This window comes from Methylocaldum sp. RMAD-M, assembly GCF_017832375.1.
Classification (GTDB): domain Bacteria; phylum Pseudomonadota; class Gammaproteobacteria; order Methylococcales; family Methylococcaceae; genus Methylocaldum.
In genome coordinates this window covers 21,067-47,546 of record NZ_JAFIBZ010000032.1, presented here as the reverse complement: position 1 = coordinate 47,546, position 26,480 = coordinate 21,067, and the positions used below count along the sequence as shown (strand labels likewise).

Here is a 26,480-nt window from a genome sequence, read left to right as displayed (position 1 = left end):
TGTCTATTAGAGACCCAACAGCGCCGGCAATTCGTTGACGGAATCGATGATCTTGTCGGGCCGAATCGATGAGGCGTTCACATAACTTTCCCGATACTTGCCGGTTTTGACCAATATTCCGGTCATCCCGGCTTTTTGGCCACCGCCGATATCGAAATCGATATCGTCGCCTACGATGGCTGTTTCTTCGGCTCTCAGGCCCATATCCTGCAGCGCTATCCGGTAGAAATCCGGAGACGGTTTTCCCATTACCGTGGCTTCGACGCCGCTGCAATACTCGAGCGCCGCGACGAACCCGCCGATATCCATTCTAAGTCCCGTTTCGGTTTGCCAGAATCGATTCTTGTGGACGGCGACGAGCTTGGCACCCTGCATCAGTCGGTTAAATACTCGGTTGAGCAAGTTGTAAGACCAGTTTTCGCCGATATCGCCAAGGACGATATAGTCCGCCTGCTCGATGTCCGCTTCGGCGATATCGGCGAAGTCGCGTTTTACGTCTTCGGCCAGTAACAGAGTGCAAGGCCGGGAGCCACGTTGTTTCAGGTAGCGCAGAACCGCCTGCGGGGCACTCAGAATTTCATTGAATTCGATGTCGAACCCCAGTTTCACCAGTTTGTCGTGCAGCGAAGCCAGCGACCGAGTGCTGGTATTGGTGATGACACGAAGCGGATAACCCGCTGCGCGGATACGTCTTACGGTTTCCGGAGCGCCTTCGATGGTATGTGAGCCAACGTATAGCACGCCGTCGAGATCGAGCAGGATGCCTTTGATGTTGGAGAAAATGGCGGTTGACGAGCTGCGCTGGGAATTCATGGGATATCGGAGGAGTTGTCCACGCTCGCATTTATGGTCCGGTATTGCGCGTCATTCCGCAATTGCAGAACCGGCGATCGAATGCGCTATGACAAGCGAATTCGCGAAACTACGTATCTCCGTTAGGCTGTCAATGTATGACAGCGAAACTCGGCTTGATGATTTCGAAAACCTCGAAGGTCTGGATCCAGGCATCTTGAATGATGTTAGGGACCGTGTCCAAGGACAGTTCGAGCAGTTCCCAGGCGCCCTTGTCGACTCCCGTTTTTTCGGTGCTTAACACATCTTCCAGATTCACGCTGGGTTCGATATGGCTGGCCAGGGCGCTGGCCACGTGGATGAGCGCCGCATTTTTTCGATGATCCGCCGGAGCCTTGCTGGGCTCTAAATAATGTGCCACGGCCCTTTGCAGGCGTTCGGGAAGTCTCCAGTTTCTCAATAGTTCGGCGCCGAGCTCGGCATGAGTAAAGCCGAAAATTCGCTGTTCCGCCTCGTTGATGGCGTCTTCGCCGCGTTCGCTGAGTTCCAGAACGCTCCGGTATTGATCGGGACGGCAGGAGTAGAAGACCAGTCTGCCTACCTTGTGCAGCAGTCCGGCTATGAATAGGGGTTCATTTTCGAAGATCCGGCAGCGGAAGGCCAAGGAGCGCGCAATGACGCCGCAGGCGATGCTATTGAGCCAGAACCGTTCCATGTCCACCCAGTGCGGCGGAATTCCCCTGAACGTACTCGCCACGGACGTCGCCAGCACCAGATCCCGGACGGCATCTCTACCGAGTAATGAAATCGCCTGGGAAACCGTTTCGACCTTGTGCGGCACGCCGGCAAAAGCGCTGTTCGCCAATCTCAACAATCTTGCGGTCAAGGCCGGATCGTTGACGATCACTTCACCGATCGCGCCATTGGTCGAATCGGGAGACTCCATGAGCTGAGTCACTCTCAGAGTCACTTCGGGCAGGGATGCGAGCGTCTTTACTTCTTTGACGAGCGTTTGGGCAGTCATCGGTTTAACCTGATGTTCTTGGCGCTGGTGCGTCACTATTTTTTTACCGGAAATGCGGCGTTCGAGCGGACTCTCCGCTCGAATAGCGCAACCCCTAGGGCTAGAAAGATCTGATTTATCTTGTGGGGCGGCACTGTAGAAGTGTAGTCGTCCTGAGAAAACCGTCTTGCTCGTTGAGATAAGCGGAAGGGAAGGACTTATCGAGGCTGGAATGAACGCCAGCCGTGGAAAATCGACATCAAATCAGTCCCGGACGAATCGACATGTCCGAGGCTCTGGCGTCGGCCGGCAGAGGCGACCCTTAATAATGCCGATAAAGCTTTTTGGTCGAATCGCTTAGCGGTGCAGTCTCGCGCTTCAGATGATAACGGTTCTTGCCGGTCCGTTTGGCGTAATACATGGCCTCGTCGGCGGCTTTGACCAGGCTGTGGTTGTCGGTGCCGTGAATGGGGAAAATCGCGATGCCTATGCTGGAGCAGACGGCGATCTCCGAGCCATTCACCTCGATCGGACGAGCGACCGCGCTCAGAATTTTTTCCGCGACGATGCAGGCTTCCTCGGCTCCGGAAATTCCCGGAAGCAGCACGAGAAATTCATCTCCGCCGATGCGGGCGACCGTGTCGCTCTCACGGAGCGATTGCGAGATCCTAAGCGCGGCTTGCTGCAGTACGAGGTCTCCCACATTGTGTCCGTACGTATCGTTGATTTCCTTGAAACAGTCCAAATCGACGAATAGGACGGCAAACTGCTGCCCATATCGGCTGGCGAAGGACAGGGCATGGCTGATTCGGTCGTTGAACAGAATCCGGTTCGGGAGACTGGTAAGCGCGTCATAGTGCGCCAGGTAGTAAATCTGCTCCTCGGCGGTTTTGCGCGAGGTGATGTCGAGGCCTACACCCAGAAGGCAATCGCTCTGTCCCAGTTTGGCTTTTGTGCTGGTGAAGAAAAACGGGATTCGCTGCCGGTCCTTGGTCAGGAAATACGATTCGGCGAGGGACCGTCCCGAGGTGAACATTTCGATGATATTGTCCCCGACAAAAGCGTGTTTGTCGTCTTCGGGAACGAAATCCAGCGGGTGTGCACGTTTCAGTTCGCCCGCCGAATAACCGGACATCTCTTCAAAATTAGCGTTCCAGCGTAGAAATCGCCCATCCTTGTCCGCCAGATAGAAGATGCCGGGCAAACTTCTTATCAGATCGTCGGCGAATCGGACTTCATTCCGGAGTGTCTCCTCGGTGTTTTTCTGTTCCGTGATATCGGCGAAAGACCACACGAACTTTCCGTCGTCGATCGTCCGGACGCTGACATCGACCGTTAAGATGTTTCCGTTTTTGTGCCTCACTTTCAGCGTGCTTCGCGCGATATCGCCGGACGTCAGCGCGTCCAGGCGTAACAGTTGAGCGGAGCAGTCCTCTACAATCACGGCTTCGACATCGATTTCACTGTGCTCTCCGAACCGGTGGCCGAGTAAGTCGCAAGCGGCGCGATTGGCATAGACGCAACGTAGGCTGGTCTTTTCAGTCACGCAGATGGCGGCAGGTGACAATTCCAGAATCGTTTCGAGATCTTCCCGGGAAGGTGGGGGAATTTGTCTTGTTTTTGTGAAGCGTTTGCCAAGAATGGCAAGCAATGCGATGAGCGACAGCGGCCCGACGAAGCCCAAAAGCTGAAAATTTTCGAAAGCGCCTCCGTCAAGACGCAAAAATCCTTCGTTTCCGAGTATTGGAAGCGAAGGAGCAATAAGCACAAAAAGGCCCGCCATCCAAGGAAGCCAGCTTAGTACGGGAAATGATAGTCCTTTCATCCCTACGATCCAGTATCCGTAAAAGATTACGCGGAGCGAACCGCATTCGTCCCAGCGATATTCCGATTTCCGTAGTATGGGATGACGAGTACGAAACACCATAAGTATTTCTACTCATACAGAGGTATGAATCGCGGTCGAGATGGCGGCGGTTTCCGCCGGTTTGAGATGGCTGTGATTACCTACAGGAGTTCGGTATTTCGAGCAGTGTTGGGTTGGCCGGTGTCGATATCTACGTATTCACAGAACGATGGATGAGCTTTGATTCGAAATTTCGGTTGTTGGGCAGGGGTGGGTAAAAATTCCGTGCCGGGTCCAAGGCAGCGGACAAACCGTGTTGCTTGCGATGCCAGTCTGTTTGGCTGAAAGCACGGGAAATTCTCGTCGGCAGTGGAGTAGCAAAAAAGTAGGGGCTCGGGGCGGGAGCAGGCTCAGCCCGCGATGAACGGACGTGAGCAGACCGTTCCTGAAAAGGCGCAATTCCTTTGGCGCCTCTTTCTTCAGGACAGGGAAACGGTCACTCGGAATCTTCCTTGAACTGTCCCGGCTCCAGATTGTGCCGGCGCAGCAGCGAATAGAATTCGCTGCGGTTGCGCTTCGCGAGCCTCGCGGCATGGGTGATATTGCCGTGGGTCACTCTGAGCAGGCGGATGAGGTAATCCCGCTCGAAGCTCTTCTTGGCGTCATCCAGAGACACCATCTCGCCGGCCTGTCGCTGCAAGGCCCGTTGGACCAGGGAAGCCGGTACGATCTCGACGGTGGCGAGGGCGACGATTTTTTCGATGACGTTCAGGAGTTGCCGGATATTGCCCGGCCAGGGGCAGGTCAGCAGCAGGTCCATGGCCTCCGGGGCGTAGCCGTTGATGGTCTTGCCGTATTTCCGAGCGAGTTGCGCCGTGAAATGCCGGGTGAGCAGCGGAATGTCGTCGACCCGCTCCTGTAGCGAAGGAAGACAGAGATTCACCACGTTCAGTCGGTAGTACAGATCCTCCCGGAACCGCCCTTCGGCGATTTCCCTTTCCAGATTGCGATGGGTTGCGGAAACGATCCGCACGTCCACCGGCACGCTTTGCAAGGCGCCGACCGGCCGTACCGTGCGCTCTTGAAGAACGCGGAGGAGCTTCACTTGCAGCGGCAGCGGCATGTCTCCGATCTCATCCAGGAAGACCGTCCCGCCCTGAGCCGCTAGGAACAGCCCCTTGTGATCGCGGACGGCGCCGGTGAAGGCACCTTTGACGTGACCGAACAGTTCCGATTCCAGGAGATTTTCCGGGATCGCGCCGCAATTGACGGCGATGAACGGTTTCTGCGCTCTGGGACTGGCGCGGTGTATGGCCTCTGCCATCAGTTCCTTGCCGGTGCCGGAGGCCCCGGTGATCAGTACGCTGGCATCCTGAGCGGCGACCATGCGCGCTTCGGTGAGCACGGCTTCCATCCCGGCATTGCGGGTGATGATGGTGTCCGACCAGTCGAATTCGGGGGGCGCCCCGCTCTGCTCCAAGGCTCGCTCCACTTCGGCCAGCAAGGCCTCGGCCTCGAACGGTTTGGACAAATAGCCGAACACGCCCCGCCGTACGGCGTCCACCGCATGGGAAACGGAACCGTGGGCGGTGAGAATGATGACCGGCAGGGCCGGATGGATGTGCTTCAGGGAGTCGAACAGGGTCAGGCCATCCATGCCGCCCATCTGGACATCGGTAATCACCAGCTTCGGCCGATGGGTGGCCGTTTTCGCCAGGGCCTCCTCGCCGCTGCCGGCCTCGATGACGGCAAAGCCTTCGAGGTCAAGGCGCATGGCCAGGAGCTTGAGCAGCGCAGGGTCGTCATCCACGATCAGGATTTCCGGCCTTTGTCTCATGGCTGCGACCCCGCGGGGCCGACCAGGAGACTGCGGATCGTCTGCAGCAGTTCGGCGTGTTGAAATGGCTTGATGATGAAGCCGGAGGCGCCCTCGCTCAAACAGGCTTCCCGTTCGCTGGGCGCGGCGCTGGCCGTTAGGAAAACCAGGGGAATGTTGGCCGTTTCGGGACTCCGCATCAACTGGCGCAGGACCTCCCAACCGTTCAATTCGGGCATCAGAAGATCGCACAGCACCAGGTCCGGCGGTTCGGCCGCGATGGCCTCCAGTGCGAGCCGGCCGTTTTCCGCCTGGATTACCTTATAGCCTTCCAGTTCCAGCAACTGCGACGTCAGCATCCTCAGTGCCGGATCGTTTTCAACCACAAGGATTGTTTTCATCATGCTCCCCCCTTAACGGTATCCGTACCAGAAACCGGGTTCCTTTTCCCAATTCGCTGGTGTAGGTAATGTCGCCGCCGTGCAGCTCTATGCATTTCTTGACGATGGCGAGTCCCAACCCCGTACCCTGGATATTGTTGACATTGCGGGCGCGGTGAAAGGTATTGAAGAGATTCGCCCGGTCTTCCGGCGGGATGCCGACCCCCCGGTCGGCTACTTCGAAAACGAGCCCCGCGGCGTCGCGGGTGCAGACCAGACTGACGGTGGACCCCTTGGGTGAAAATTTGATGCCGTTGCTGATCAGATTCAGGATGATTTGGCGCAAGAGGTGGGTGTCAACCAAGGCCGGCGCGGGATGCCCGGTCGCGGTGAACTCGATGTCGTGTTCCCGGCCGACCCCGGTTCTTACCTCCTTGAGCAATTGCTCGCAGAAGTCGTCCACGTCGGTCGGCTGCGGATTGAATTGCAGATGGCCGGTATCGGACTTGCCTATGAACAACACCTCTTCCAGCATTCGGGTCATATTTTTGACGGCCGTTTTGATCATACCGAGCAATTCGGCCTTCTTATCCGAGGCGAGGCGCTCGCCATAGGCTTCCAGCAGTTCGGTGGAGGACAGAATGGCGGTCAGGGGCGTGCGGAATTCGTGGGAGGTCATGGACACGAAGCGGGATTTGAGTTCGTTGAGTTCCTGCTCCCGCGCCAACGCTTTCCGCACTTCGGCCTCGGCTTGGCGAAGGTCCGCTTCCGCCTGGGTCCGGTTTGCGGCTTCGAGGGTGAGCGCCACCAAATTGCCGATGGACAGGGCAAAACCGACTTCCTCGGCGGTCCATGTACGCGCAGTTCCCATGTGCTCGTGGCAAACCACCGCCACGACCCGCCCGTCCAGCCATACCGGGACGTCGAGCATGGAGGTGATCCCCAGGGGTGCGAGGTAATGGTCGCGGAATTCGACGGTTGCCGGATCGGTCCAGGCGTCATTGGCCACCACCGGCCGGTTGGAAATGATGGCGGCATAGTACTGCGGATATCCGCTCATCCCGAAACCGCCGAGTTCCGATTCCGGTACGGTATCGTCGGACTCGGCGCGGTAGATGATTTCCGGCCGCAGAGCCACGTCGTCCTCGCGCTCTTCGAAGCGGCCGAATACCATTCGCCCCAGACCCAAGGTGTAGGCCGCGGTTCTGAGGATGCGCAGGAGCGACCCCTTGTAATCGGTCTTATCCATGCGCGCCAGTTCGAACAGCACCGTGCGGAAGCGGAGCGCCCGCTCCGCCGTTTCCGCAGCGTCCTGCATGGCCCGCTTGCGCTCGGTGATGTCGCGCAGGAAGGCGCTGAAGCGATACCCTTCCGCGCAGCGTACCGGCCACACCGAGAGTTCGATGGGGAATTCCTCGCCGGCGCTATTGAGCGCCGAGAGCTCGATGGTCCGGTTGAGTACGGTGCCTTGTCCCGTGGCGAGGAAGCGCTTCAAACCGGCCTCGTGAGCCTCCCGGTAGCGATGCGGAATAATGAATTCGGACAGTCGGCCGCCGATCATTTGATCGCGTGGCCAACCGAAAATGCGTTCGGCCGCTCCGTTCCATTCCTTGATGATGCCATGCCGGTCAATGGTGACTACCGCTTCCGCGGAGGACTCGATCATCAACCGCATCAGCTCGGTGCGCTCGGCGATGCGCTCTTCCAGCTCCCGATTGAGCCGGTACAGTTCGTCCTGGGCGGCGCGGCTGTCGTAACCGCCGGCCGCCTCGGCCAAGATCCAGTCCACCCGGCCGGTATCGTCCCGCACCGGCCGCAGTGACAGATCGACCTGTAGCCAATGGTTTCCAGCACTGCGTACCGTGGTAATGAGCCGTATGGTTTCACCTGCGGCGGTTCGGGCGATGGCTTCCCGGATTTCCTGCTGTTTTGCGGGATCGTCGTACCACCAGGGGCCCTGCCAGAACGGCTTGCCTACAGCCGCTCCCCGACCGACCGGAACGGATTCGAAGGCTGCGCGGTTCACTTCCGCGACCACGCCGTTTGGCCGCAACACGGCGGTCAGCACGAAACCGGCCTCGAAAAAGCCGCCCGGTGCGGGTTGATTTTCAAGTTCAATACGTTTGTGCAAGTTCGGTATGGATTTGGATCAGGATTTAGTGCGCCGCCGCTTTTTATGCTGCCGGCGTCCATTGATAAAGCCAGGTTTCGGTCAGCGCGCCCAGTTCGTCCCGAAGATAGCAACGTAGGTCGACCGGCTCGCTGCCGTCGCTTATCAAGTCGAAATTGCAGCGCCAGGCGTTGGTACCCCTTAGCGGACGCGCCGCCGGCTCCTTGATTTGTCCACGGGAGGTCGTGATGATCGGCTCGACCTTGGCGGTTTCCGGCAGGTCGCTCAGCCGGCCGCCTTCGAAGTCGATGACGAACTTGCGAGATGGAATGCGGTTCTTTTGTCCGGGAATGCCGCCTGCTCCGATACGGGTGGCAACCACCTTGGCCGCACGGGAACTGACCGGGGGCTCGCCCCAGTGCAATCGATATTTGAATACTCGCTCCTGGCCCGGCTGGAATAGTTCCTCCGGACTCCAAAAAACGACGATGTTGTCGAAGGTCTCGTCAGCCGTCGGGATCTCCACCAACTGCACGGCACCTCGACCCCACCCGTCGAGCGGTTCCACCCAAGCGGAAGGACGTAGATGGTAGCTGGCGCCATCGTCCAGATAATGGTCGAAGTTGCGATCCCGCTGCAACAGACCAAATCCTTTTGGGTTGTTGTCCACGAACGAATTGACGCGCACCACAGGGCTGTTGACCAGGGGGCGCCAAATCCATTCGTCGGTGCCGGCCCATAAGGCCAACCCGTCGCTATCGTGGATTTCCGGGCGGAAGTCGTCGGACACCCGGCGGTCGTTCTCGCCGTGCTGATACATGGATGTCAGCGGGGCTATGCCGATCCGCTCTATCGATTTACGCGGGAACAGATGGGCTTCGATTTCCATGACTGTCGTATCCCCCGGATTGACTTCGAAGGTATACGCGCCGGTGACGCTGGGGCTGTCGAGCAGCGCGTGGATGGTTACGAACTCGGCCTTGGGCGACGGTCGCTCCAGCCAGAAACGGCGGAATTCGGGAAATTCTTCGGGGCGCGGCAGCCCAGTGTCGACGGCCAATCCGCGCGCCGACAGGCCGTACTGCTTGGTGCTGCCGACGGCGCGGAAATAGCTCGCCCCGAGGAAGGCGAACATATCGCGTTCGAAGTCCGGCTCGGCATTGACGCGGAATCCGGCAAAACCGATGTCGCCGACTTTTCGGGGCCTTTCGAGTTTCGACCCGAACTCGAACAGGTCGGTCGAATACTCGATGGGTTCAGCCACGCCGTGGACGACCTCGTAGATCTCGACGGGGTGTTTGAAGAACAAGCCAAGGTGGAAAAGTCTTGCTTGGAACGGCAGATCTTGCTTGGCCCAGATCGAATGCTTGGTTTTGAAGCGGATCGATTGGTAGTCATCCCAATCCAGATTGGCGATCCAGGCCGGCAATTTTTCTTTGGGCGGATCGAAAGGTTTCCGGGAAAGCCGCTTCGCTTCCTCGATAAGCCATGCCTTGCTGAATGGCTTGGGTCCTGCTTTGCCTTTAGCTTCCGCGAGAGGCGTATAAAGCGCCGCCGGGCTGAGCACCCCCCATGCCGCCAGAGTCAGCAAACGCGCCAATAAGTCTCTTCGAGTCATCATGCTGTTACATCAATGAGAAATGAAGGTACGCAATCTAACGATCTTCCGACCTTACGTCCAGAGCCCAGAAAGCCCGTATGCGCCTGATGAAGAATGCGGTAGCTTCCCTCGGGCTGAGCTAATAGCGCTATCATGGGGAGCACGGCCGCCGCTGACGGCAGCGGTTTGCAGAATCGAGAACGCAGGAGGGCCAGTCAAAGATGGGGGCGTGCCAATGGTGATGCGAGATGATTTGGAAGCATTCTTGAAAGAACTCTTAAAACCGCAGGATTTCGCGGACTACGGCCCCAATGGCCTGCAAATCGAAGGGAGCGAGCGGATCGAGCGTATCGCGTTTGCCGTTTCGGCTACGGCGCACTCGGCATTCGCTGCGGCGGAACGAGGCGCTCAAGCGCTGATCGTGCACCACGGACTCTTCTGGAAGTTCCATGGCCCGAAAACCCTGACCGGCCCTTTCGCCCGGCGCGTTTTCCCGCTGGTGCGCAACCATGTCAGCCTGTTCGCTTATCATCTCCCGCTCGATGCCCATCCGGAAGTGGGCAATGCCGCCAGCCTGGGGCGGGCCATCGGTCTGGGCGAGCAGCAATCTTTCGGTGATTACCAACGTTGCCCGACCGGCATCAAGGGAGTGTTTGCCGAGCCGCTAAGCGCCGCCGCATTGCGGGACAGATTGGGCGCGGTGCTCGACCATCCGGTGCTGTTCGCAACCCCCGATGAAAGAGCGATTGTTCGGTCGTGCGGGATCATTACGGGCGGTGCGAACCGGGATTGGCCCTTGGCCTTGCAAGACGGGCTCGATGCCTACGTCACCGGCGAGATGAGCGAACACGACTGGCACGAGGCGCAAGAGGCCGGAATGCACATGTACGCGGGCGGCCACAACGCTACCGAACGCTTCGGCGTTCAAGCCTTGATGGAAAGGGTGCAGGATACTTTCGATGTCGAGTGTTTCTTCATTCCCAGCGACAATCCGGCATGATCGATCATGGCGTTTTCGACCTACCAGTTACTGATTCACGTCTCCGAAAACCTCCGAATCCGGATAGGGCAACTCGGCACCTTCGATTTTCCCACAGGCCGTTACATTTATACCGGGAGCGCGAAACGTAACTTCGAAGCGAGAATCACGCGGCATTTGGCCAAGAGCAAACGGCTGCGCTGGCATATCGACTATTTATTGGCCGCTTCCGGCGTCGATGTCGTGGACGTGCTAAGGTTTGACGCGTCCGAATGCGAGGTCAATCGTCGCACCGCAGGTCGCGTTATCGTCAACCGCTTCGGAGCCGGCGATTGCCGATCGGGTTGCGGCAGTCACCTCAAGTATCGAGCGGCCGGAGAGACTGTTGGGGAGCCATGCTGAGCATCGTTTCTGCCCAACCCGAAGATGCCGAAGCCATCGCCGAAATGGCTCTCGATATATGGCGACGCCATTATTATCCGGACGTGCTGACCCAGGATGAGATCGAGCATTTTTGGAATCGCATGTATCGGCCTGAAGCGATACGAAGCGAGATGGAGCGCGGAGTCGTTTACGAACGGATCATGCTGGACGGTGAAATGGTCGGTTTTCTCGCTTATCACCACCATCTGGAGCAGATGCGTATGCGGCTCAACAAGCTTTATCTTTTGCCGCAATTTCACGGGCGGGGATACGGCGCGTCCGCGCTGGCGCACGTCAAGGCCGTCGCGGCACGCTTAGGGGCCCGCGAGATTTATCTTTACGTGTTCAGGAAGAACGATAGGGCAGTCCGTGCCTATCTTCGGGCCGGTTTCGTCATCGTCCGCGCAGAAATAGCCGAAGGCGGCGATGGTTTCTATTACGATGACTACGTGATGTGCTGTACGCTTGATTGAAGCGGGCGGTCCGCGGCTAAGCAACTGGGCATCCAGAGCACCGAGATGTGAGCTGGGCCGACGCCATCCTTGGCTTTTGGATTCCGAATCACAAACGGTTGCTTTAGCTGCAACCCTATTGTCTTCAGCCGCTCGTTATTGCGCGGGCGTTCCATGCTGCATCTGTTGGCCGCCCTGCATCGGTCCGCCGTGCTGCATTTGACCGCCGCCATGCTGTCTCATCTGCTGCATGTGCTGCTGCATCATTTGCTGATGCTGCGCGTGGTGTTCTCGCATGAGTTTCCGTTGTTCTTCTTTCAGTCGCTCCCGTTCTTTGTCGTCTTTGGCGGCGATGATCTGGTTCATGAGTTCGTGCATTTTCAGCATGTGATCCTGGGCTTGCCGAATGTGCTGTTCTCGTTGTTCCTCGGTCATGTTTCCCATCATGCCGCCCATGCCCCCCATCATTCCACCCATACCCCCCATGCCACCCATTTGGTGCTGACCGGTAGACTGTTGAGACGCGTGTTGTTCGGCGAAGCCGGTTGAACAAATCGGAGAAATCAACAATGCGGCAGCGATGCATTTCAAAGTTGTTTTCATAATGATCTCCTCCTAACGATGAGCTGATTAAACTGTCGACTCTGGTCCGCCGTCTTACGTGACATACGTTCCATCTTTTCAAAGTAGCAGCTAATGGACGGATGCACCATAGGCGGGAGCGGTTCGGAAACCGTCGTCCCCAAATAACATGAGGACATCATCTGAGCCGGCCGAGTTCAAGTCTGGAACCTATTTGGAACCCTAATGCGTTTTATCGGCGTTATTTCGGATACTCATGGTTTGATGCGACCTGAAGCGATAACCGCGCTTGGAGGCTGCGATCTGATTCTTCATGCCGGCGACATCGGTCGTCCCGAAGTGCTCGATACATTGCGATCCATTGCGCCGGTCGTCGCCGTTCGTGGAAACGTCGATAAGGGGGCATGGGCGGAGCCGCTTCCGGAACGGGAAGTTGTTCGTATCGATGGCCGTTGCATCTATCTCTTGCACAACCTGAAAGAGTTGAATCTGAACCCGGCGGCAGCCGGATTCGCCGCCGTGGTTTCAGGGCATTCCCATCAGCCGAAGATCCGTAAAGAAGGCGGGGTTTGTTATCTGAACCCCGGGAGTGCGGGACCGCGGCGGTTCAAATTGCCGGTTTCGATCGGGCGTTTGGTGCTCTCGGACGGAGAACTGTGCGGTGAGATCGTTGAACTCGATGTTTATTAATCAGGCCCGTAAATACCAGGAGGGTATTTACGGGCCGCTGCCAAGGCCGGTGTACAGGCCCGGCCTTGGCTCACTCGGCTTGCCGCCGCGCCGGGGTATCCGTGTCCCGGATTAACCCGGCCTATGTTTATAGGCCGGGTTAATAAGACGGTTTTTATCCGTCCATGACAGCTTTTGCTATCTTCTACCTGCCGGAGTAACTATTATGTCGCCGTTGCCCGACAACAACAAGAAACAACCCGATGGCAGAGCTTACTTATATTTCCCCCCTCCGGCTCATAGATCTTTATATTTTCTATGGCTTTTCTTTCCTGACTCTGTCGATTGTCGTCTTTTTGCAGCCCAGAAGCGATCGTGTTCTTCCTTTTGCCTCGGAGTTTTGGCTGTTGGGGATATTCGGTTTTCTCCACGGCATCAAGGAATGGCTAGATGCCTGGATGTTGCTCAATCGAGCGGACGGCGCGGGGCTGCGTTGGTTGAATGCTTCCATATTGGTGTTTTCCTATCTGGCGTTGTTCGAGTTCGGGCGCCGATTGGTGCTGCTCTGCGCGGCTTCCCGGAATGAACGGCAACCGGTTTGGCAACCATGGCTCGGCGCCTGGATTTATCTTCCCTTCTTGACCGGCGTGTTCGCACTGACTTGGATCGCCGATGATGCCATTCGTGGGGTAAGTGCCGGCGGAAGGATTTTTTTCGGTTTCAGCGGCAGTTTGATAAGCGGTGCGTTGTTGGTGGTGAAGCGGGGCCGCGTATGCGGGTGGCCAACCTTTCCCGAGACCAGACCTTATTTCTATGTCGCCGCGGGGGCGCTGTTCGCCTATGGAGTTGTCGCCGGATTGCTGACCGAGGGCGATGCTGCATTTCCCGACTGGATACCTACCGCGAACTCGTTCCTCGCCTCCACGGGCGTTCCCATATATGTCCTCAGAGGGTCTTGCGCGTTCGTGCTGGCTCTGGCTTTGGCAGTCATTACGCGAGCGGCAAACATTGCCGCGCGAAAACACGAGGAGGCAGCGCGCGCCGAGGCGGCGGCGCTCAATATCGGTCTTGCGCGACGGGTGCGGGAAAGTACGGTTTCGCTCGAAGAGGCTAACTGCAAACTTCAGGAGGAAGTCGACGAAAGAAAACTCATCGAGCAGGGACTGCGGGAGCGTGAGGCCGATTTGCGGCGTGCGCAGTCGGTCGCCCACGTCGGCAGTTGGCATTTGGACGTTCGGAATAATGCGCTCCGCTGGTCTGCCGAAACTCACCGAATCTTCGGTGTTCCCGAGGCTGAGCCCCTCGCGCTCGAAAATTTTTTGAGATTGATTCACCCGGAAGACCGTGACTTTGTCGAAAATTCCTGGCAGGCCGCCTTGCGCGGCGAGCCCTATGACATCGAGCATCGAATCGTGGTCTCGGGGCAGGTGAAATGGGTACGGGAAAGGGCCAAACTCGAATTCGATCCCAGCGGCCGCCCGGTTTCCGGTACCGGCATCGTTCAGGACATTACTCAGCGAAAGCAGGCCGAAGAGGAACTGAGGCATGCCAAGGAGCTGATCCAACTGGTGGTGGATTCGATACCGGCGTATGTATCGTTGGTGGATCGAGAGCACCGCTATGTCTTGGTCAATCGAGGTTATGAAGAGTGGTTTCAAAAATCGCGCGGCGAGATCATCGGCAAGCATATGTCCGACCTCATGGAACCGGACATTTATGAACAGGCGAAGCCCCATGCCGATAAGGCTTTATCCGGCGAGGTCGCGCGCTTCGAATTGCCGGCCAGGAATCAAAAAGGCGTGCAGCGCTGGCTGGATATTCAGTATCTGCCACGAATCGGTGGGAACGGTTTGGTATCGGGATTCTTTGCGCTTTGCTTCGACGTTACACACCGCAAGCATACGGAGCAGCGGTTAAGACGGGTACTGGAGCGATTGCGGCTTTCCGAGAATCGGCAGCGCGAGCTGGCGAGACTCGCGCAGCAAGAGCATGGGCGGATGGGTGCGTTGTTGTCGGCCATGAGCATCGGCATTTTGTTCGAAGATCGAGGGGGGCTGATCGAGTATGTCAATCCGGCTTTCCACCGCATGTGGGCGATAGACGAAGATTTTCAACTGGTGGGGCGCACTACCCGTGATGTCCTGGAGCATTCGACACACCGGTTCGCCCGGCCGGATCACGCGTCCAAATACGTGTTGCATGTGCTCGACACTCACGAAATCAGCGAGCGATTCGAGCTCGATCTATACGACGGCAGGGTTCTGACGCAAATATCCTATCCGGTGACCGATGACGACGGGCGGACCATCGGGCGCTTGTGGATTTATGAGGACATCACCTACGAACGTCAAACTGCCCAGCAACTCCTTTATCTGGCCGAGCGCGATCCCTTGACCGGCCTGTTCAATCGTCACCGCTTCCAAGATCAGCTGGAACGCCTGATCGCCACTTCGGTGCGTACCGGCAGCCGATTTTGCCTGATCTATTTCGACCTGGACGAATTCAAGTACATCAACGACACCTTCGGCCACAAAGCCGGCGACACGGTGCTCGTGCGCATCGCCGGTGAAATATCGACTTTGGTGCGCCATGAGGAAACCTTCGCCCGGCTTGGCGGCGACGAGTTCGCCATTTTGAGCACGATAACCCCGAGCAGCGACCTCGAGGCTCTCCCTGGGCGTATCGCAAACGCGATTTCGGCGATCCCGTTCCGGTTCCGCGGCACCAATATGCGCGTTACCGGGAGCGTGGGCGTGGCGGTCTTTCCCGACCATGGGGAAAACGCGGAGGATTTGGTGGCGCATGCCGACGCCGCGATGTATCAGGCTAAAGGGCAGGGCAAGAACACTTGGGCGATTTACGACCCGACACGCGACAGCTCGGAAGCCATGATGCAGCGCCTGTCGTGGAACAGGCGCATCGCGGAGGCGCTTCAGAAAGATTTATTCGAACTTCATTTCCAGGGGGTTTACTCCGTCGACAGCGGCGCATTGAGTCATTTGGAGGTTTTGGTGCGCATGCGAAATCCTGTCGATCCCGCATGTCTCATCATGCCGGGGCAATTCATTTCCATCGCGGAGAAGAGCGGCCAAATCACCGAGATCGACCGCTGGGTGTTACGGCACGGAATCGAACTGTTGGCGCGGAATCCGTCGATTCCGCCGCTCGCCATCAATATTTCCGGCCGTACATTCGACGATCCGTCCCTGCCGCATTTCATTCGCAGTCAACTGAAGCAGAACGGCGTCGATCCTGCACGGCTCATCATCGAGCTGACGGAAACGGCGGCGGTTTCGGATATTCAGGATGCGCAACGGTTCATCGAGGCCATCCAACAGGCTGGTTGCCTGGTTTGTTTGGACGATTTCGGGAGCGGATTTTCGACTTTCGGCTATCTCAAATACTTGGGTGTCGAAGTGCTCAAAATCGACGGGTTGTTTATCCGGGACCTGCCGAACAATCGCGATAATCAAGTTTTTGTCAAAGCGATGGTCGACGTGGCGCGCGGACTGCAAAAAATCACTGTCGCCGAATATGTCGAGGACGCCGCGACGCTGGAGATGATCCGTGGTCTCGGCGTCACCCTGGCTCAAGGATACTATCTCGACCGGCCAGTAGCCGACCATCCGGCCCTACTGGAGAAATGAGGCATTAAACTACGTAATCGACTTGCTGAACCGTGCCGGCGCTTGCTGGGTTATCCGGCTTGCCTCGGGCGGCGTGTAACCGATTTCCGTCGATAGTTTCCTCGTTCCCTCGAGCTTCCTGTACAACTCTTCCGGAGACCGGATTACCACATCGTGACCGGTAACGGCCTTTACCATGCGGCGGACGATATCGGCGATCAGGCGGTCTTTGGGACTGAGTCGGATATCAACGGGCCGATCGGCTTTTTCGGTGTCTCGGACCGACGCGGCGTCGGATGTGAGCGATACCCGATCCATTTTGGTTAGCGGTTCGGTGGATCGACGGGACTCGCCTGTCCGCTTTCCAGTCCGAAGATCGAGCGACTCACGGCGGGCTAATACCTGTGAGGACTCGCGGTAGGCATTCATGCCGGCGGAAAATGACGCTATTCGCATGCTAAACGCTCCTCTTGCGGGAAAGAACCGTCGGCATTGCTCGGATGGCCGGGCGGGAATTCCACGGCTATAAGAGTTGTATCGGCTCGGCATGCAAAAACTGGAGCCCTCGGGTGTTTCTCTAGGGAAACGGGCGCAGGTAATCGGCTGTCGTGTCGTTTGGGAGGATAAGAACAGGTTCAGGCGTCACGCATATCGAACCGCAGGCTCGGCAAAGAACGTTTTCAGGACGGCCGCCAAGTATGGTTGATCGAGAACGCCCGCGCTTTCCCGAATGCTGTGCATCGCCCATAAGGGGCAACCCACGTCGACTGTAGGGATGCCCAGCCGAGCGGCGGTCATCGGGCCTATCGTGGAGCCACACGCGAGATCGGTCCGGTGGGAATATTTCTGGTAGGGTACATCCGCCTGCCGGCACAGCTCGATGAACTTTGCTTCCGTCATGCTGTCGGTAGCGTAACGCTGGTTCGCGTTGACCTTGATCGCGGGTCCCAGGTTGACCGCGATGCGGTGCAGCGGCTCGTAAGCGTTGGGGAAATTGGGATGATAGGCGTGAGCCGCGTCGGCGCTGATCATAAAACTGCGGGACAGGGCTTGCTTGTAGCCGGATACGTCCGCATCGGCGGCGTAGGCGATGCGTTCCAGAACATCCGAAATGAAGCTTCCCATCGCACCCCTGTTGCTTTCGCTGCCGATTTCCTCATGGTCGAAAAAAGCGCCTACGCAGGTGCTTTCCGATGCTTCGGTTTCCAAAAGCGCTACCAAGCCGGCATAGCAAGAGCTGAGATTATCGAGTTGGCTGTCGGCGACGAACTCGAGCTGAGGTCCCCAGAAAGAGCCTTTTTGGGTATCGTAGACGTTCAAGTCCCAACTGAGAATGTCGCTGGGCTTACACTCAGCCTTATCCGCCACAAGGTTGAGAAATTTATGCTCCGGCGTTTCGGCGTCGCAAAGGCCGCTGAACAACAACGGCAACTCGTTTTGTTTATTGAGCTTCAATCCGTCTTCGTTCACGGAGCGGTTCATGTGAATGGCCAGATTGGCCAACCGCACCAAAGGCTGTTCGAAATGAATCAGCCGGCTCTGCAGCATCGAGTCGCTTCTGACGCAGATTCGTCCAGCGAGGCTCAGGTCCCGGTCGCTGAAGGTGGCTAGGATTGGCCCGCCGTACACTTCGACGGCGAGACGCATCATGGTTTCCGTCTGGTGCGGGGCCTTGGGTTTAAGGCGCAAACCGGGCGAGTCCGTATGAGCGCCGACAATGCGAAAGCCGCTTTCGATCATGGGCCTGGAGCCGACAATAAAAGCAATCAGCGAAGACCCGCCGCGGATGACGTAGTGTCGCCCTTCCGGACGCAAACTCCAGGTTTGACTTTCCTCCAGGCGTGTGAAGCCCTTCTCGCGCAAGCGTTTTTCCATCGTGGCAACGGCATGCCACGGGCTGGGACTGGCATCGATGAAGTCGAGCAGCCCTTGAGCGTGTCTAGCAATTTCGGGAGGAATCATGCTGAAGAATCTCAATAAAACGTTTGACGAGACTTGGTTCTGAATCGATACTATGTGGTGGGTGTCCGTTACAGACGGGGCCCTAACGGAGGAGTGACGATGCTAACAAAGATTCTAAAAAGCGTGATTTTCTTGCTTGTCGTGCAAGCGTTTACGGCAGTCGCCTACGCGAAGCAGGAAGACACCAGCTTTCAACAACTAAAAGACAAATACTATCAAGATCACCCCGGAAAGGGAAAATTCGGGGACCTTTGGGAGCCGATTCCCATCCAGAAATATTGGAATCCGAAGGACTTTTATAAGCCGCCTACAACCGTGACCGGCGAAGTTACACGCGAGCAATGCGTTGTCTGCCATCAGTCCGTAACGCCCGGTGCGTTCCATGCCTGGCAAAATAGCAGCCATGCGAACTTGGACAAGATTCGCAACATGCCCAATGCTCAGGACCCGCGCTTCTATAAGAAAGCGAAGCTAGCCGAAGTCGAGCAGCAACTGGTCAAGCAAGGGCTGCTCAAAGACGGCGAACAGCTCAAAGATGTTGGCTGTATCGACTGTCACGGCAGTGTCGGCGCCAGCTCCATTCAGCACGACAAAGATTTGGTGATGCCGGATCGGGCCAAGTGCGGAACCTGCCACACGACCGAATTTGCCGAGGCCGAGTCCGAAAAGGATCAGGAGTGGCCGCAAGGCCAGTGGCCTAAAGGCCATCCGTCCCACGCGATGGACTGGAAGGCTAACGTGGAGACCGCGATTTGGGCGGGAATGGCGGAGCGCGAGATCGCCCAAGGCTGCGATATGTGCCATTACCAGCAGAACAAATGCGACGGCTGCCACACGCGGCATACGTTTTCTGCGGCCGAGGCGCGCCAGCCGGAAGCCTGTTCGACCTGCCACAACGGCGTGGACCACAACGAATGGGAAAATTATCTGCTCTCAAAGCACGGCACGGTTTATCTGACCCAGGGCAAGCAGAAATGGAATTTCGAGGTTCCGTTGAAAGACGCCATCACCAAGGGCGGTTATACGGCGCCGACTTGCCAGACTTGTCACTTCGAGTTCGAGGGTGAATATTCGCACAACCTGGTACGCAAAGTGCGTTGGGCATTCAACCCGACCCCGGCGATCGCGGATAATCTGAATCACCCCTGGTTCGAGCAGCGGAAGGATGCTTGGCAGCAAACCTGTGCGAACTGCCATTCGCCGAGCTTTGCCGAGAGTTATCTCACCGCGGCGGACAAGGGCACGATCGCTGGCCTGAAAGTCGAGCAGGAGGCCAAGAAAGTCGTCGAAGCTTTGCATAAAGACGGTCTGTTGCCCGGACAAAAGACCAATCGGCCGGAGCCGCCGAAACCGGAGAAGGATGCTGCCGGCGGGTTCTTCCAGCTGTTCTGGGCCAAGGGAAACAACCCGTCTCACGTGGAGCGCGTATACGCCGACATGTGGGAGCACGACGTGATCAAGCTCTACAAAGGGCTGTTCCACGCCAATCCGGGCGGTTTCACCTACACCGAAGGCTGGTCGGAACTGATGCGTGATTACGCCATCATCATGGATGAGAACACCAAGCTTCGGGAAGCAGCCGGGAAAACCGCGCAAAACGGCGAGTCGTCGACCCGGGTGGCATTGCGGGAGTTCAAGGATGCCGCCACCAGCCGATACGTGCTAGGTTCGCTCCTAGTCGCCGCCGGCATCGTGGTGATCCGTTCCCGCAAACGCTAGGAGCGGCATGACGCAGCTTAACGAAGACGCCCGGCGGAGCAGCAAACCGAGACTGTTTCTAGGTCTTGGATTGCTGCTTGCCGGGATAGCCATCTTCTTTTTGGGATTGCCGCACTTCTTTTCCAAGGAATTGCGGTTCGAAAAGATCAAGGAGATGAAACCCGGCGATCCGGGTTTCCCCACGCTGGACGGGCAGTTTCAGCCCGAGAGCCTGGGGGAATACGAGATCGGCCGGGCGGATCAGGTGATGGTCTCTTTGCACGCCGTAAGCTACAGCGACAAAAGCGGCGCATTGCGGCGTGCCATTGTTTTTCCGCCTTCCGATCAAGGTTCATCGGCACCGCAGGGTATCAGGGACGGAAATCAGGTACGGCATGATCTTTGGGCGAACGCCGCGAAAGCGATTCGCCAACACACGGATGAGAATGCCTTGTTCGTGTCGTGGTGGGATAACGCTCAACGGATCCACTTCTTGTCCGGGCGCGACGCCTGGGCGGCGCAGCCGGTGGGCGATGCATTTCCTGAGCCGCGATCAAGAGGCTTTTGGGGTGAAATTGCCGGTGGTTTTGCCGAAGACGAGCAGCCTCTACGCCAATTGGCACGCTGGCTGACCATGGACGCCGACCAAGCACTTGCCGAGCTTTCAGAGCGTCTACCGAAAGACAGGCCGGTTTTCTGGGCCGTTTGTTTGGACGATCTGGCAAGGCTTTCGGAGATCGAAGCCTTGAGCGGCGTTAGCCTTCCCTTAGAGGCAAGGTTCTTTCCGGCCGAAGCGAATATCCACGCCCAGATTTCAGCGGTAAAACGCTGGGCTGAAGAAAAAGGCCGCGCCAGTTATCTGGTTCATCCGCTTCCTGGCGGCGGCATTCGTGCCTGGCGCATTACTTCGGAAGAGGGTGAAAAAACTCTTTTAGCCCGACTATTGCCTTTCGTCGGCTCCGTGGGGCGTACTCCCGAGCAACTGCAGCTGGTCTATCAATCCGGGCAAGGCGCTTACCTAAGTATTTTTAAGTGGATTGCGCCATAACCGAGCAAACATCGCAACGCGGAAAGCGGACGTTTTTTGAGCGTTGGGATTGACTGTCATTCGTTGAAATTATCGCTTCGATGTCGCATGCCTCTATTATTCTGCAATAATTTGACCTCGACTTTGTGGCAGAATGGGGGAGGGATGAACGATCAACGAAAATACTTGCGGACGCCACTCAACGCTAAAATATCGATCATGCATGAGTCGCTCGGTACAATCGAACTGACCACAGCCGATATCTCGGACGGTGGGTTATTTGTCCAAACGGCGGGTTGTCCGCGATTTGTTGCCGGAGACGAGGTAACAGTTCAGGTTTGCGGGATGGAGGACGCACCCATTATTCGAGCGGTTGTAGTAAGACTGACGACTAACGGAGCGGGGCTCCGGTTTCTCGACGATCCCGAAGCTTTCTAGTGCTTTCAACTTAATGTCCCGCTGGTCAGCGAGATCATCATACGGCGCCGTTGCCGCTTCGTCCGATCTCCCTTTAACGCATTGAGCATTCAAAACGCATTCCCGACCGATAAATGAACGATCCAGAGCCTACGCTTCAAGCGCGGGGATTGGAGTGCGTGCGCTCCGATAGCCTTTTGTTCAGTGACCTGAACCTCAGCGTCAGAGCCGGGCAAGTTCTTCAAATCGAAGGCCCTAATGGTAGCGGCAAGACCAGTCTGCTGCGGATACTCGCTGGCCTTACTCCGCCCAGCGATGGTGAAGTGCTCTGGCGCGGCGAAAATATCGCACGGCGGCGCTCCGCGTTTCTTTCCGAAGTCGCTTATTTGGGGCATCAATTGGGACTGAAAGCGGAACTGTCCGTAGAGGAGAATCTGCGTCTTTCTCTCGCCCTTAATGGCCTGTCTTTTTCACACGAAAGTTTGGCTGAGGCTTTGCGAACAGTAGGGCTGACGGGCCGAGAGGATACTCCCGCCCGCGCGCTCTCGGCGGGGCAGCGGCAACGCATTGCTTTAGCTCGATTGATCATGTCGTCCGCGAAGCTTTGGATTCTCGATGAACCTTTTACGGCCCTTGATGTCGGCGGCGTTTCCTTGGTGGAGACATTGCTGGAGGCTCATTTGAGCTGTGGCGGGTTGGCTGTTCTCACGTCTCATCAAACCGTGCGGATCGACCGTAGGCTCGTTAAGCTGCCTTTGGCGTGAGACAGATGATCGGTCCTTTCTTGGCACTACTTAAGCGCGATCTATTATTGGCCTTTCGGCATCGGGGCGAACTTGCGAATCCGTTGTTGTTTTTCTTGATCGTGGTGACGCTTTATCCGCTCGGGGTTAGCCCGGAAGAGGCTCTCCTCCGGAAGATTGCGCCGGGAGTGATCTGGATCGCGGCTTTGTTGGCTGCGTTGTATTCCCTGGAAAATATGTTCCGCTCCGACTTTGACGATGGTTCGCTGGAACAGATGGCCTTAAGCCCTTATCCTCTTTCGCTGCTGGTGCTCGCGAAAGTGCTGGCGCACTGGCTGGTGAGCGGATTGCCGATGCTGTTGCTGGCGCCATTGCTGGCTTTGTTTCTGGCTATGCCTACGCCGGCCCTGACCGTACTCGAATTAACTCTGCTGATCGGCACGCCGCTCTTGAGCTTGATCGGGTCCATTGGGGTGGCGTTGACCGTCGGGCTTAGGCGCGGGGGTATCCTGCTGACGTTATTGGTTCTGCCTTTGTATATCCCCGTCTTGATTTTTGCCACTAATGCCGTTTCGGCCGCTGCCGCAGGAATGGCTGTTACCGGCCAGTTATATTTTTTAGCCGCTATGCTGGTGCTGGCGCTAACCCTGGTCCCGCTGGCAACGGCTGCCGCTTTGCGAATTAGCTTGAGTTGACCCTTATGTGGACGTTCTTCCATAAACTGGCTTCGCCGAAACATTTTTACCGCATTTCCGGATATTTGATTTCATGGCTAGGAGTGATAACGGCGCTGTTGTTATTGGCCGGTCTATACCTGGGCTTATTCGTTGCTCCCCCTGATTATCAACAGGGAGAAAGCTATCGAATTATGTTCGTGCACGTGCCTAGTGCGTGGATGTCTCTTTTTATTTACGTTTTTATGGCCGTGCTTAGTGCCATTTACTTGATTTGGAATATCAAGCTGGCCGATGTGATGGCGAGCAGTTCGGCGGCCCTCGGCGCGTCCTTTACATTTCTTGCGCTGGCCACGGGGTCTCTCTGGGGCAAGCCAATGTGGGGTGCTTGGTGGGTATGGGATGCGAGGCTCACATCCGAGCTGATTTTGCTCTTCCTCTATCTGGGCTATATCGCTCTGGTTTCTGCGATCGAAGATCAGCGCTCGGCGGCTCGGGCGGGCGGTGTTTTGATTTTGGTCGGGGTGGTCAATATTCCGATCATCCATTACTCGGTCGAATGGTGGAGTACCCTTCATCAGGGGCCTACGGTAACCAAATTCGACAAGCCCTCCATTCATATCAGCATGCTGCTGCCTTTGCTGCTCATGGCCGCAGCGTTTCAGCTCTATTACTTCACGGTGCTTCTAATCCGCGCCCGCGCCGAAGTTCTCGATCGTGAAAGGCGCAGTGCCTGGGTGCAGGAAGCATTCTCGGGCACTGAACCCCGTTAGGTGCCGGCTTCTTAGCTCGTCATTCCGTATACCGCCTGCTGGTAAGGTTCCCGTTTGTCTCGGCGCTCTAACCGCTCCTCAAACCAGCTTATGTCGTTCTTTCGCCCATAAAAAACCCCGGACGACTTGCGTCGACCGGGGTCTCGTAAACTGTTCGCGACTTTGAGAGACGCGAGATTACTTCATCATCGATTTTCTGAACATGCGATCCAATTTGCTGTTCACTTCCTCAGAAGAGGCAGCGGCTCTGCGAGCAGCAGATTCAGCGCTGGCAGCTTTCGATTCAGCAGCCTGAGCAGCAGACAACGCTTCGTCGGCGGTGCTCTTAACAGAGGAAACCTCCGCTTTCAAACCGTCAACCTGAGTCTGCAGGTTGTTGAGGTCGGATTTGCTGGCGCAGCCTACGGTCAAACCAGCAGACAACAGTAATACGCCCAATTTGGTTGCTTTCATCATCGTTTCTTTCCTTTTTTATTGACTGAAATGCTTGGCGAGATCATCCGTCCCGAAGAACAAATGGGTGACATTTTAAGTGTGCCCCGGAATGGATAATCTTTCCAGTATTATTTTGGCACAAATTACCGAATTACCACTAGGGTGCCTTTTTTCACCCAGGTGCTGAGTCTATCGATTTGCTCGTTAGTCATGGCTATGCATCCTTGAGTCCAGTCAAAAAACTCGTGAACGGCGAGACTGGCTCGCCCCAAACCGTGAATTCCGATTTGTCCGCCGAGCACTGTGTTTTGAGGGGGAATGGCCGCGCCGATGCTGGTGCGCAAAATCGTGCGATAGGTATCCGGCCCGATTAAGCCCGTCGTAAAGGCACGCTCAGCGTTCTCCCGATTGGGATATGTAAAGCCGAAAAACCTATGGTATCGGCTGTTTTCGTTGATCCAGCCGATATGATATTCACCCAGCGGGGTTTTGTAGTCTCCCCGTTCTTTGAATAGGCCGACGCCTCTGCGCCCGAGTGCAATTCTTTCGAAAACTTCCAAATCGTGGTCGCCTTCCATTACCTTCAATACATGCGGTGCGGTTTCGACCAGCAGCCATATGCTGTCGTCTTTCATACTTGCTTCCGTGTTCAGTGAGAGCAGCGCCGGAAGTAGGCCGAGAACAGATCGCAGTTTCACGTGTTGTCTCCTAGGTTTTTGTATCGTAAAGCTTACGCCAAAAAAATTTGCTCGACTGTTAAGTGGACTGAGTAGAATAAATAGACGATTTCAGCCATCTTGAAAATATTAGCCATGCCAATTGAAACCCGAAAGACAACTCCGTATTCCGATCAAAAGCCAGGAACCTCTGGATTGCGCAAGAAGGTGAAGGTTTTCTTGCAAAAGAACTATTTGGAGAATTTTGTCCAGTCGGTTTTCGATACCTTGGGCGATACGGCCGGGAAAACGCTGGTCCTGGGCGGCGACGGACGCTATCTCAACCGCCAGGCGATCCAGACTATCGTCAAAATGTCTGCGGCCAACGGCGTGGGGCGGTTGTTGATCGGGCAGGGCGGCTTGCTGTCGACGCCGGCCGCATCCTGCGTGATCCGCAAGCACAAGGCGCTGGGCGGTTTCGTTCTTTCCGCCAGCCACAATCCCGGCGGGCCGGAGGAAGACTTCGGGATTAAATACAATGTAACCAACGGCGGGCCCGCGCCCGAGAGCTTTACCGATGCGGTCTTTGCGCGCAGTCGAGTCATCGATCAGTACAGGATCGTCCGTGCTGACGACATCGATATCGACAAGATCGGCGAAACACGGCTGGGCGACATGACGGTTCAGATCATCGATCCCGTGAGCGACTATGCTCAGTTGATGGAGCATCTGTTCGATTTCAGTTTGATCGAATCGGGGCTGAAATCCGGAGCGATCACCCTGAGCTACGATGCGATGCATGCCGTCACCGGACCGTACGCTAAGCGTATTTTGGAGGAAAGGCTGGGTGCCGCGATCGGCTCCGTGATGAACGGGGTCCCCTTGGAAGACTTCGGCGGCGGCCATCCCGACCCCAATTTGACCCATGCACGGGAGCTGGCGGACCTCATGTTCGGGGCGCGGTCTCCTACGCTAGGCGCAGCGTCCGACGGCGACGGCGATCGCAACATGATCATGGGCAGCCAGTTTTTCGTTACACCGAGCGATAGCCTTGCCGTCTTGGCGGCGAATGCACATCTTCTTCCGGGTTATAAGGACGGCTTGCGAGGTGTGGCGCGTTCGATGCCGACCAGTCAAGCGGTCGATCGGGTGGCACATGCGATGGGTATCGAGTGTTACGAGACGCCCACCGGCTGGAAGTTTTTCGGCAATTTACTCGATGCTCGCAAGATCACGTTGTGCGGAGAGGAAAGTTTCGGGACCAGCTCCGATCACGTCCGCGAGAAGGATGGTTTATGGGCGGTGCTGTTCTGGCTCAACCTGATCGCCGTTCGCAAACAGTCGGTAGCCGAAATCGTCCGCGAGCACTGGCGCCGGTTCGGTCGCGACTATTATTCGCGCCATGACTACGAAAGCATGCCGGCGGAGATCGGCGACTCGATCATATCTCGCCTCCGCGCACAGTTGCCCGGTTTGGTTGGGAAGACTTTCGGTCCTTACCAAATCAGCGTCGCGGACGATTTCAGCTACCATGATCCGGTGGATGGAAGTGTCAGCGAAAAACAAGGGATTCGGATCATCTTCGAAAACGGGGCGCGGATCGTATTCAGGCTGTCGGGCACGGGAACGGACGGTGCAACCTTAAGAATCTATATCGAGCGTTATGAGCGCGATCCCGCGGAGCATAACCAAGATCCGCAGGAGGCGCTCAAAGACCTGATCGAGTTGGCCGAGAGTCTTTCTGAAGTGAAAACGCGAACCGGCATGTCCGGGCCGACGGTGATCACCTGAGCGGCAAGCGATTTCCGCGGCCGCCG

General features: G+C 56.8%; 23 protein-coding genes. 11 read left to right on the top strand and 12 right to left on the bottom strand.

All coding sequences use genetic code 11. The annotated features are described in order from the left end of the window. Window positions 1-6: 6 nt before the first annotated feature. The 7 genes from JOD69_RS21040 to JOD69_RS21010 all read right to left on the bottom strand — a co-directional run bounded on the left by JOD69_RS21040 (window position 7) and on the right by JOD69_RS21010 (window position 9,568). On the bottom strand, window positions 7-813 hold the full coding sequence (locus tag JOD69_RS21040) for a TIGR01458 family HAD-type hydrolase (RefSeq protein ID WP_086134664.1): 807 nt from the start codon (window positions 811-813) through the stop codon (window positions 7-9). Between the two features lie 130 nt (window positions 814-943). Continuing rightward, the gene (locus JOD69_RS21035; protein ID WP_086134665.1) at window positions 944-1,816 is read right to left on the bottom strand and encodes an HDOD domain-containing protein; all 873 of its coding nucleotides are present in this window, start codon (window positions 1,814-1,816) and stop codon (window positions 944-946) included. A 301-nt stretch (window positions 1,817-2,117) separates the two neighbouring features. Next, the gene (locus JOD69_RS21030) at window positions 2,118-3,518 is read right to left on the bottom strand and encodes a diguanylate cyclase (RefSeq protein WP_168183850.1); all 1,401 of its coding nucleotides are present in this window, start codon (window positions 3,516-3,518) and stop codon (window positions 2,118-2,120) included. A gap of 619 nt (window positions 3,519-4,137) precedes the next feature. Continuing rightward, the gene (locus tag JOD69_RS21025) at window positions 4,138-5,478 is read right to left on the bottom strand and encodes a sigma 54-interacting transcriptional regulator (protein WP_086134667.1); all 1,341 of its coding nucleotides are present in this window, start codon (window positions 5,476-5,478) and stop codon (window positions 4,138-4,140) included. After that, window positions 5,475-5,858 carry a response regulator gene (locus JOD69_RS21020; RefSeq protein ID WP_210024220.1) on the bottom strand — a complete coding sequence of 128 codons (384 nt, stop codon included), beginning with the start codon at window positions 5,856-5,858 and terminating at the stop codon, window positions 5,475-5,477. The genes JOD69_RS21025 and JOD69_RS21020 overlap by 4 nt, the downstream gene beginning before the upstream one ends. Beyond that, the gene (locus JOD69_RS21015; RefSeq protein WP_086134669.1) at window positions 5,836-7,968 is read right to left on the bottom strand and encodes an ATP-binding protein; all 2,133 of its coding nucleotides are present in this window, start codon (window positions 7,966-7,968) and stop codon (window positions 5,836-5,838) included. The genes JOD69_RS21020 and JOD69_RS21015 overlap by 23 nt, the downstream gene beginning before the upstream one ends. A gap of 43 nt (window positions 7,969-8,011) precedes the next feature. Then, window positions 8,012-9,568: a glucan biosynthesis protein gene (locus JOD69_RS21010; protein WP_086134670.1), complete on the bottom strand. Its 1,557-nt coding sequence runs from the start codon at window positions 9,566-9,568 to the stop codon at window positions 8,012-8,014. Between the two features lie 214 nt (window positions 9,569-9,782). Between JOD69_RS21010 and JOD69_RS21005 the strand changes: the two genes are divergently transcribed. From JOD69_RS21005 to JOD69_RS20995, 3 genes are read left to right on the top strand one after another with little or no spacing between them, the layout of a single operon-like run. Continuing rightward, window positions 9,783-10,547, top strand: a complete 765-nt coding sequence (locus JOD69_RS21005) for a Nif3-like dinuclear metal center hexameric protein (protein ID WP_086134671.1) — start codon at window positions 9,783-9,785, stop codon at window positions 10,545-10,547. 6 nt (window positions 10,548-10,553) lie between these two features. Continuing rightward, window positions 10,554-10,928, top strand: a complete 375-nt coding sequence (locus JOD69_RS21000; RefSeq protein WP_077730733.1) for a GIY-YIG nuclease family protein — start codon at window positions 10,554-10,556, stop codon at window positions 10,926-10,928. Beyond that, complete coding sequence (locus JOD69_RS20995; RefSeq protein ID WP_168183851.1) at window positions 10,922-11,422, top strand: GNAT family N-acetyltransferase; 501 nt, start codon at window positions 10,922-10,924, stop codon at window positions 11,420-11,422. Before JOD69_RS21000 ends, JOD69_RS20995 begins: the two co-directional genes overlap by 7 nt. A 135-nt stretch (window positions 11,423-11,557) precedes the next feature. Here JOD69_RS20995 and JOD69_RS20990 read toward each other — a convergent pair whose 3' ends face one another. Further along, window positions 11,558-12,004, bottom strand: coding sequence for a hypothetical protein (locus tag JOD69_RS20990; RefSeq protein WP_133717540.1), 447 nt, complete (start codon window positions 12,002-12,004; stop codon window positions 11,558-11,560). Between the two features lie 204 nt (window positions 12,005-12,208). On the opposite strand from JOD69_RS20990, the gene JOD69_RS20985 reads away from it, so the two are divergent. Both JOD69_RS20985 and JOD69_RS20980 read left to right on the top strand, forming a co-directional pair. After that, the gene (locus JOD69_RS20985; protein WP_077730735.1) at window positions 12,209-12,673 is read left to right on the top strand and encodes a metallophosphoesterase family protein; all 465 of its coding nucleotides are present in this window, start codon (window positions 12,209-12,211) and stop codon (window positions 12,671-12,673) included. Between the two features lie 242 nt (window positions 12,674-12,915). Continuing rightward, window positions 12,916-16,299: an EAL domain-containing protein gene (locus JOD69_RS20980; RefSeq protein ID WP_139841108.1), complete on the top strand. Its 3,384-nt coding sequence runs from the start codon at window positions 12,916-12,918 to the stop codon at window positions 16,297-16,299. A gap of 9 nt (window positions 16,300-16,308) precedes the next feature. Here JOD69_RS20980 and JOD69_RS20975 read toward each other — a convergent pair whose 3' ends face one another. Continuing rightward, entirely contained in the window at window positions 16,309-16,734 is a 426-nt protein-coding gene (locus tag JOD69_RS20975; RefSeq protein WP_139841109.1) for a hypothetical protein, read from the bottom strand. A gap of 186 nt (window positions 16,735-16,920) precedes the next feature. Then, the gene (locus JOD69_RS20970; protein ID WP_086134675.1) at window positions 16,921-18,240 is read right to left on the bottom strand and encodes a M18 family aminopeptidase; all 1,320 of its coding nucleotides are present in this window, start codon (window positions 18,238-18,240) and stop codon (window positions 16,921-16,923) included. Window positions 18,241-18,339: 99 nt separating this feature from the next. Between JOD69_RS20970 and JOD69_RS20965 the strand changes: the two genes are divergently transcribed. The 5 genes from JOD69_RS20965 (at window position 18,340) to JOD69_RS20940 (ending at window position 23,572) form a co-directional block, all read left to right on the top strand. Then, window positions 18,340-19,959, top strand: a complete 1,620-nt coding sequence (locus tag JOD69_RS20965; RefSeq protein WP_086134676.1) for a multiheme c-type cytochrome — start codon at window positions 18,340-18,342, stop codon at window positions 19,957-19,959. Window positions 19,960-19,966: 7 nt separating this feature from the next. Next, the gene (haoB, locus tag JOD69_RS20960) at window positions 19,967-20,986 is read left to right on the top strand and encodes a hydroxylamine oxidation protein HaoB (RefSeq protein WP_086134677.1); all 1,020 of its coding nucleotides are present in this window, start codon (window positions 19,967-19,969) and stop codon (window positions 20,984-20,986) included. Window positions 20,987-21,516: 530 nt separating this feature from the next. Continuing rightward, complete coding sequence (gene ccmA / locus JOD69_RS20950) at window positions 21,517-22,146, top strand: cytochrome c biogenesis heme-transporting ATPase CcmA (protein ID WP_086134678.1); 630 nt, start codon at window positions 21,517-21,519, stop codon at window positions 22,144-22,146. 5 nt (window positions 22,147-22,151) lie between these two features. Next, entirely contained in the window at window positions 22,152-22,820 is a 669-nt protein-coding gene (gene ccmB, locus JOD69_RS20945; RefSeq protein WP_077730740.1) for a heme exporter protein CcmB, read from the top strand. A gap of 5 nt (window positions 22,821-22,825) precedes the next feature. Then, window positions 22,826-23,572, top strand: coding sequence for a heme ABC transporter permease (locus JOD69_RS20940; RefSeq protein WP_086134679.1), 747 nt, complete (start codon window positions 22,826-22,828; stop codon window positions 23,570-23,572). 177 nt (window positions 23,573-23,749) lie between these two features. Here the strand turns inward: JOD69_RS20940 and JOD69_RS20935 are convergent, their stop codons facing one another. Together JOD69_RS20935 and JOD69_RS20930 are read right to left on the bottom strand one after the other, a co-directional pair. After that, the gene (locus tag JOD69_RS20935; protein ID WP_077730742.1) at window positions 23,750-24,028 is read right to left on the bottom strand and encodes an Lpp/OprI family alanine-zipper lipoprotein; all 279 of its coding nucleotides are present in this window, start codon (window positions 24,026-24,028) and stop codon (window positions 23,750-23,752) included. Between the two features lie 122 nt (window positions 24,029-24,150). Beyond that, window positions 24,151-24,642, bottom strand: a complete 492-nt coding sequence (locus JOD69_RS20930; RefSeq protein ID WP_086134680.1) for a L,D-transpeptidase — start codon at window positions 24,640-24,642, stop codon at window positions 24,151-24,153. 177 nt (window positions 24,643-24,819) lie between these two features. Between JOD69_RS20930 and JOD69_RS20925 the strand changes: the two genes are divergently transcribed. Beyond that, a complete protein-coding gene (locus JOD69_RS20925; RefSeq protein WP_086134681.1) occupies window positions 24,820-26,454 on the top strand; it encodes an alpha-D-glucose phosphate-specific phosphoglucomutase in 1,635 nt (544 codons plus the stop codon). Window positions 26,455-26,480 lie beyond the last annotated feature (26 nt).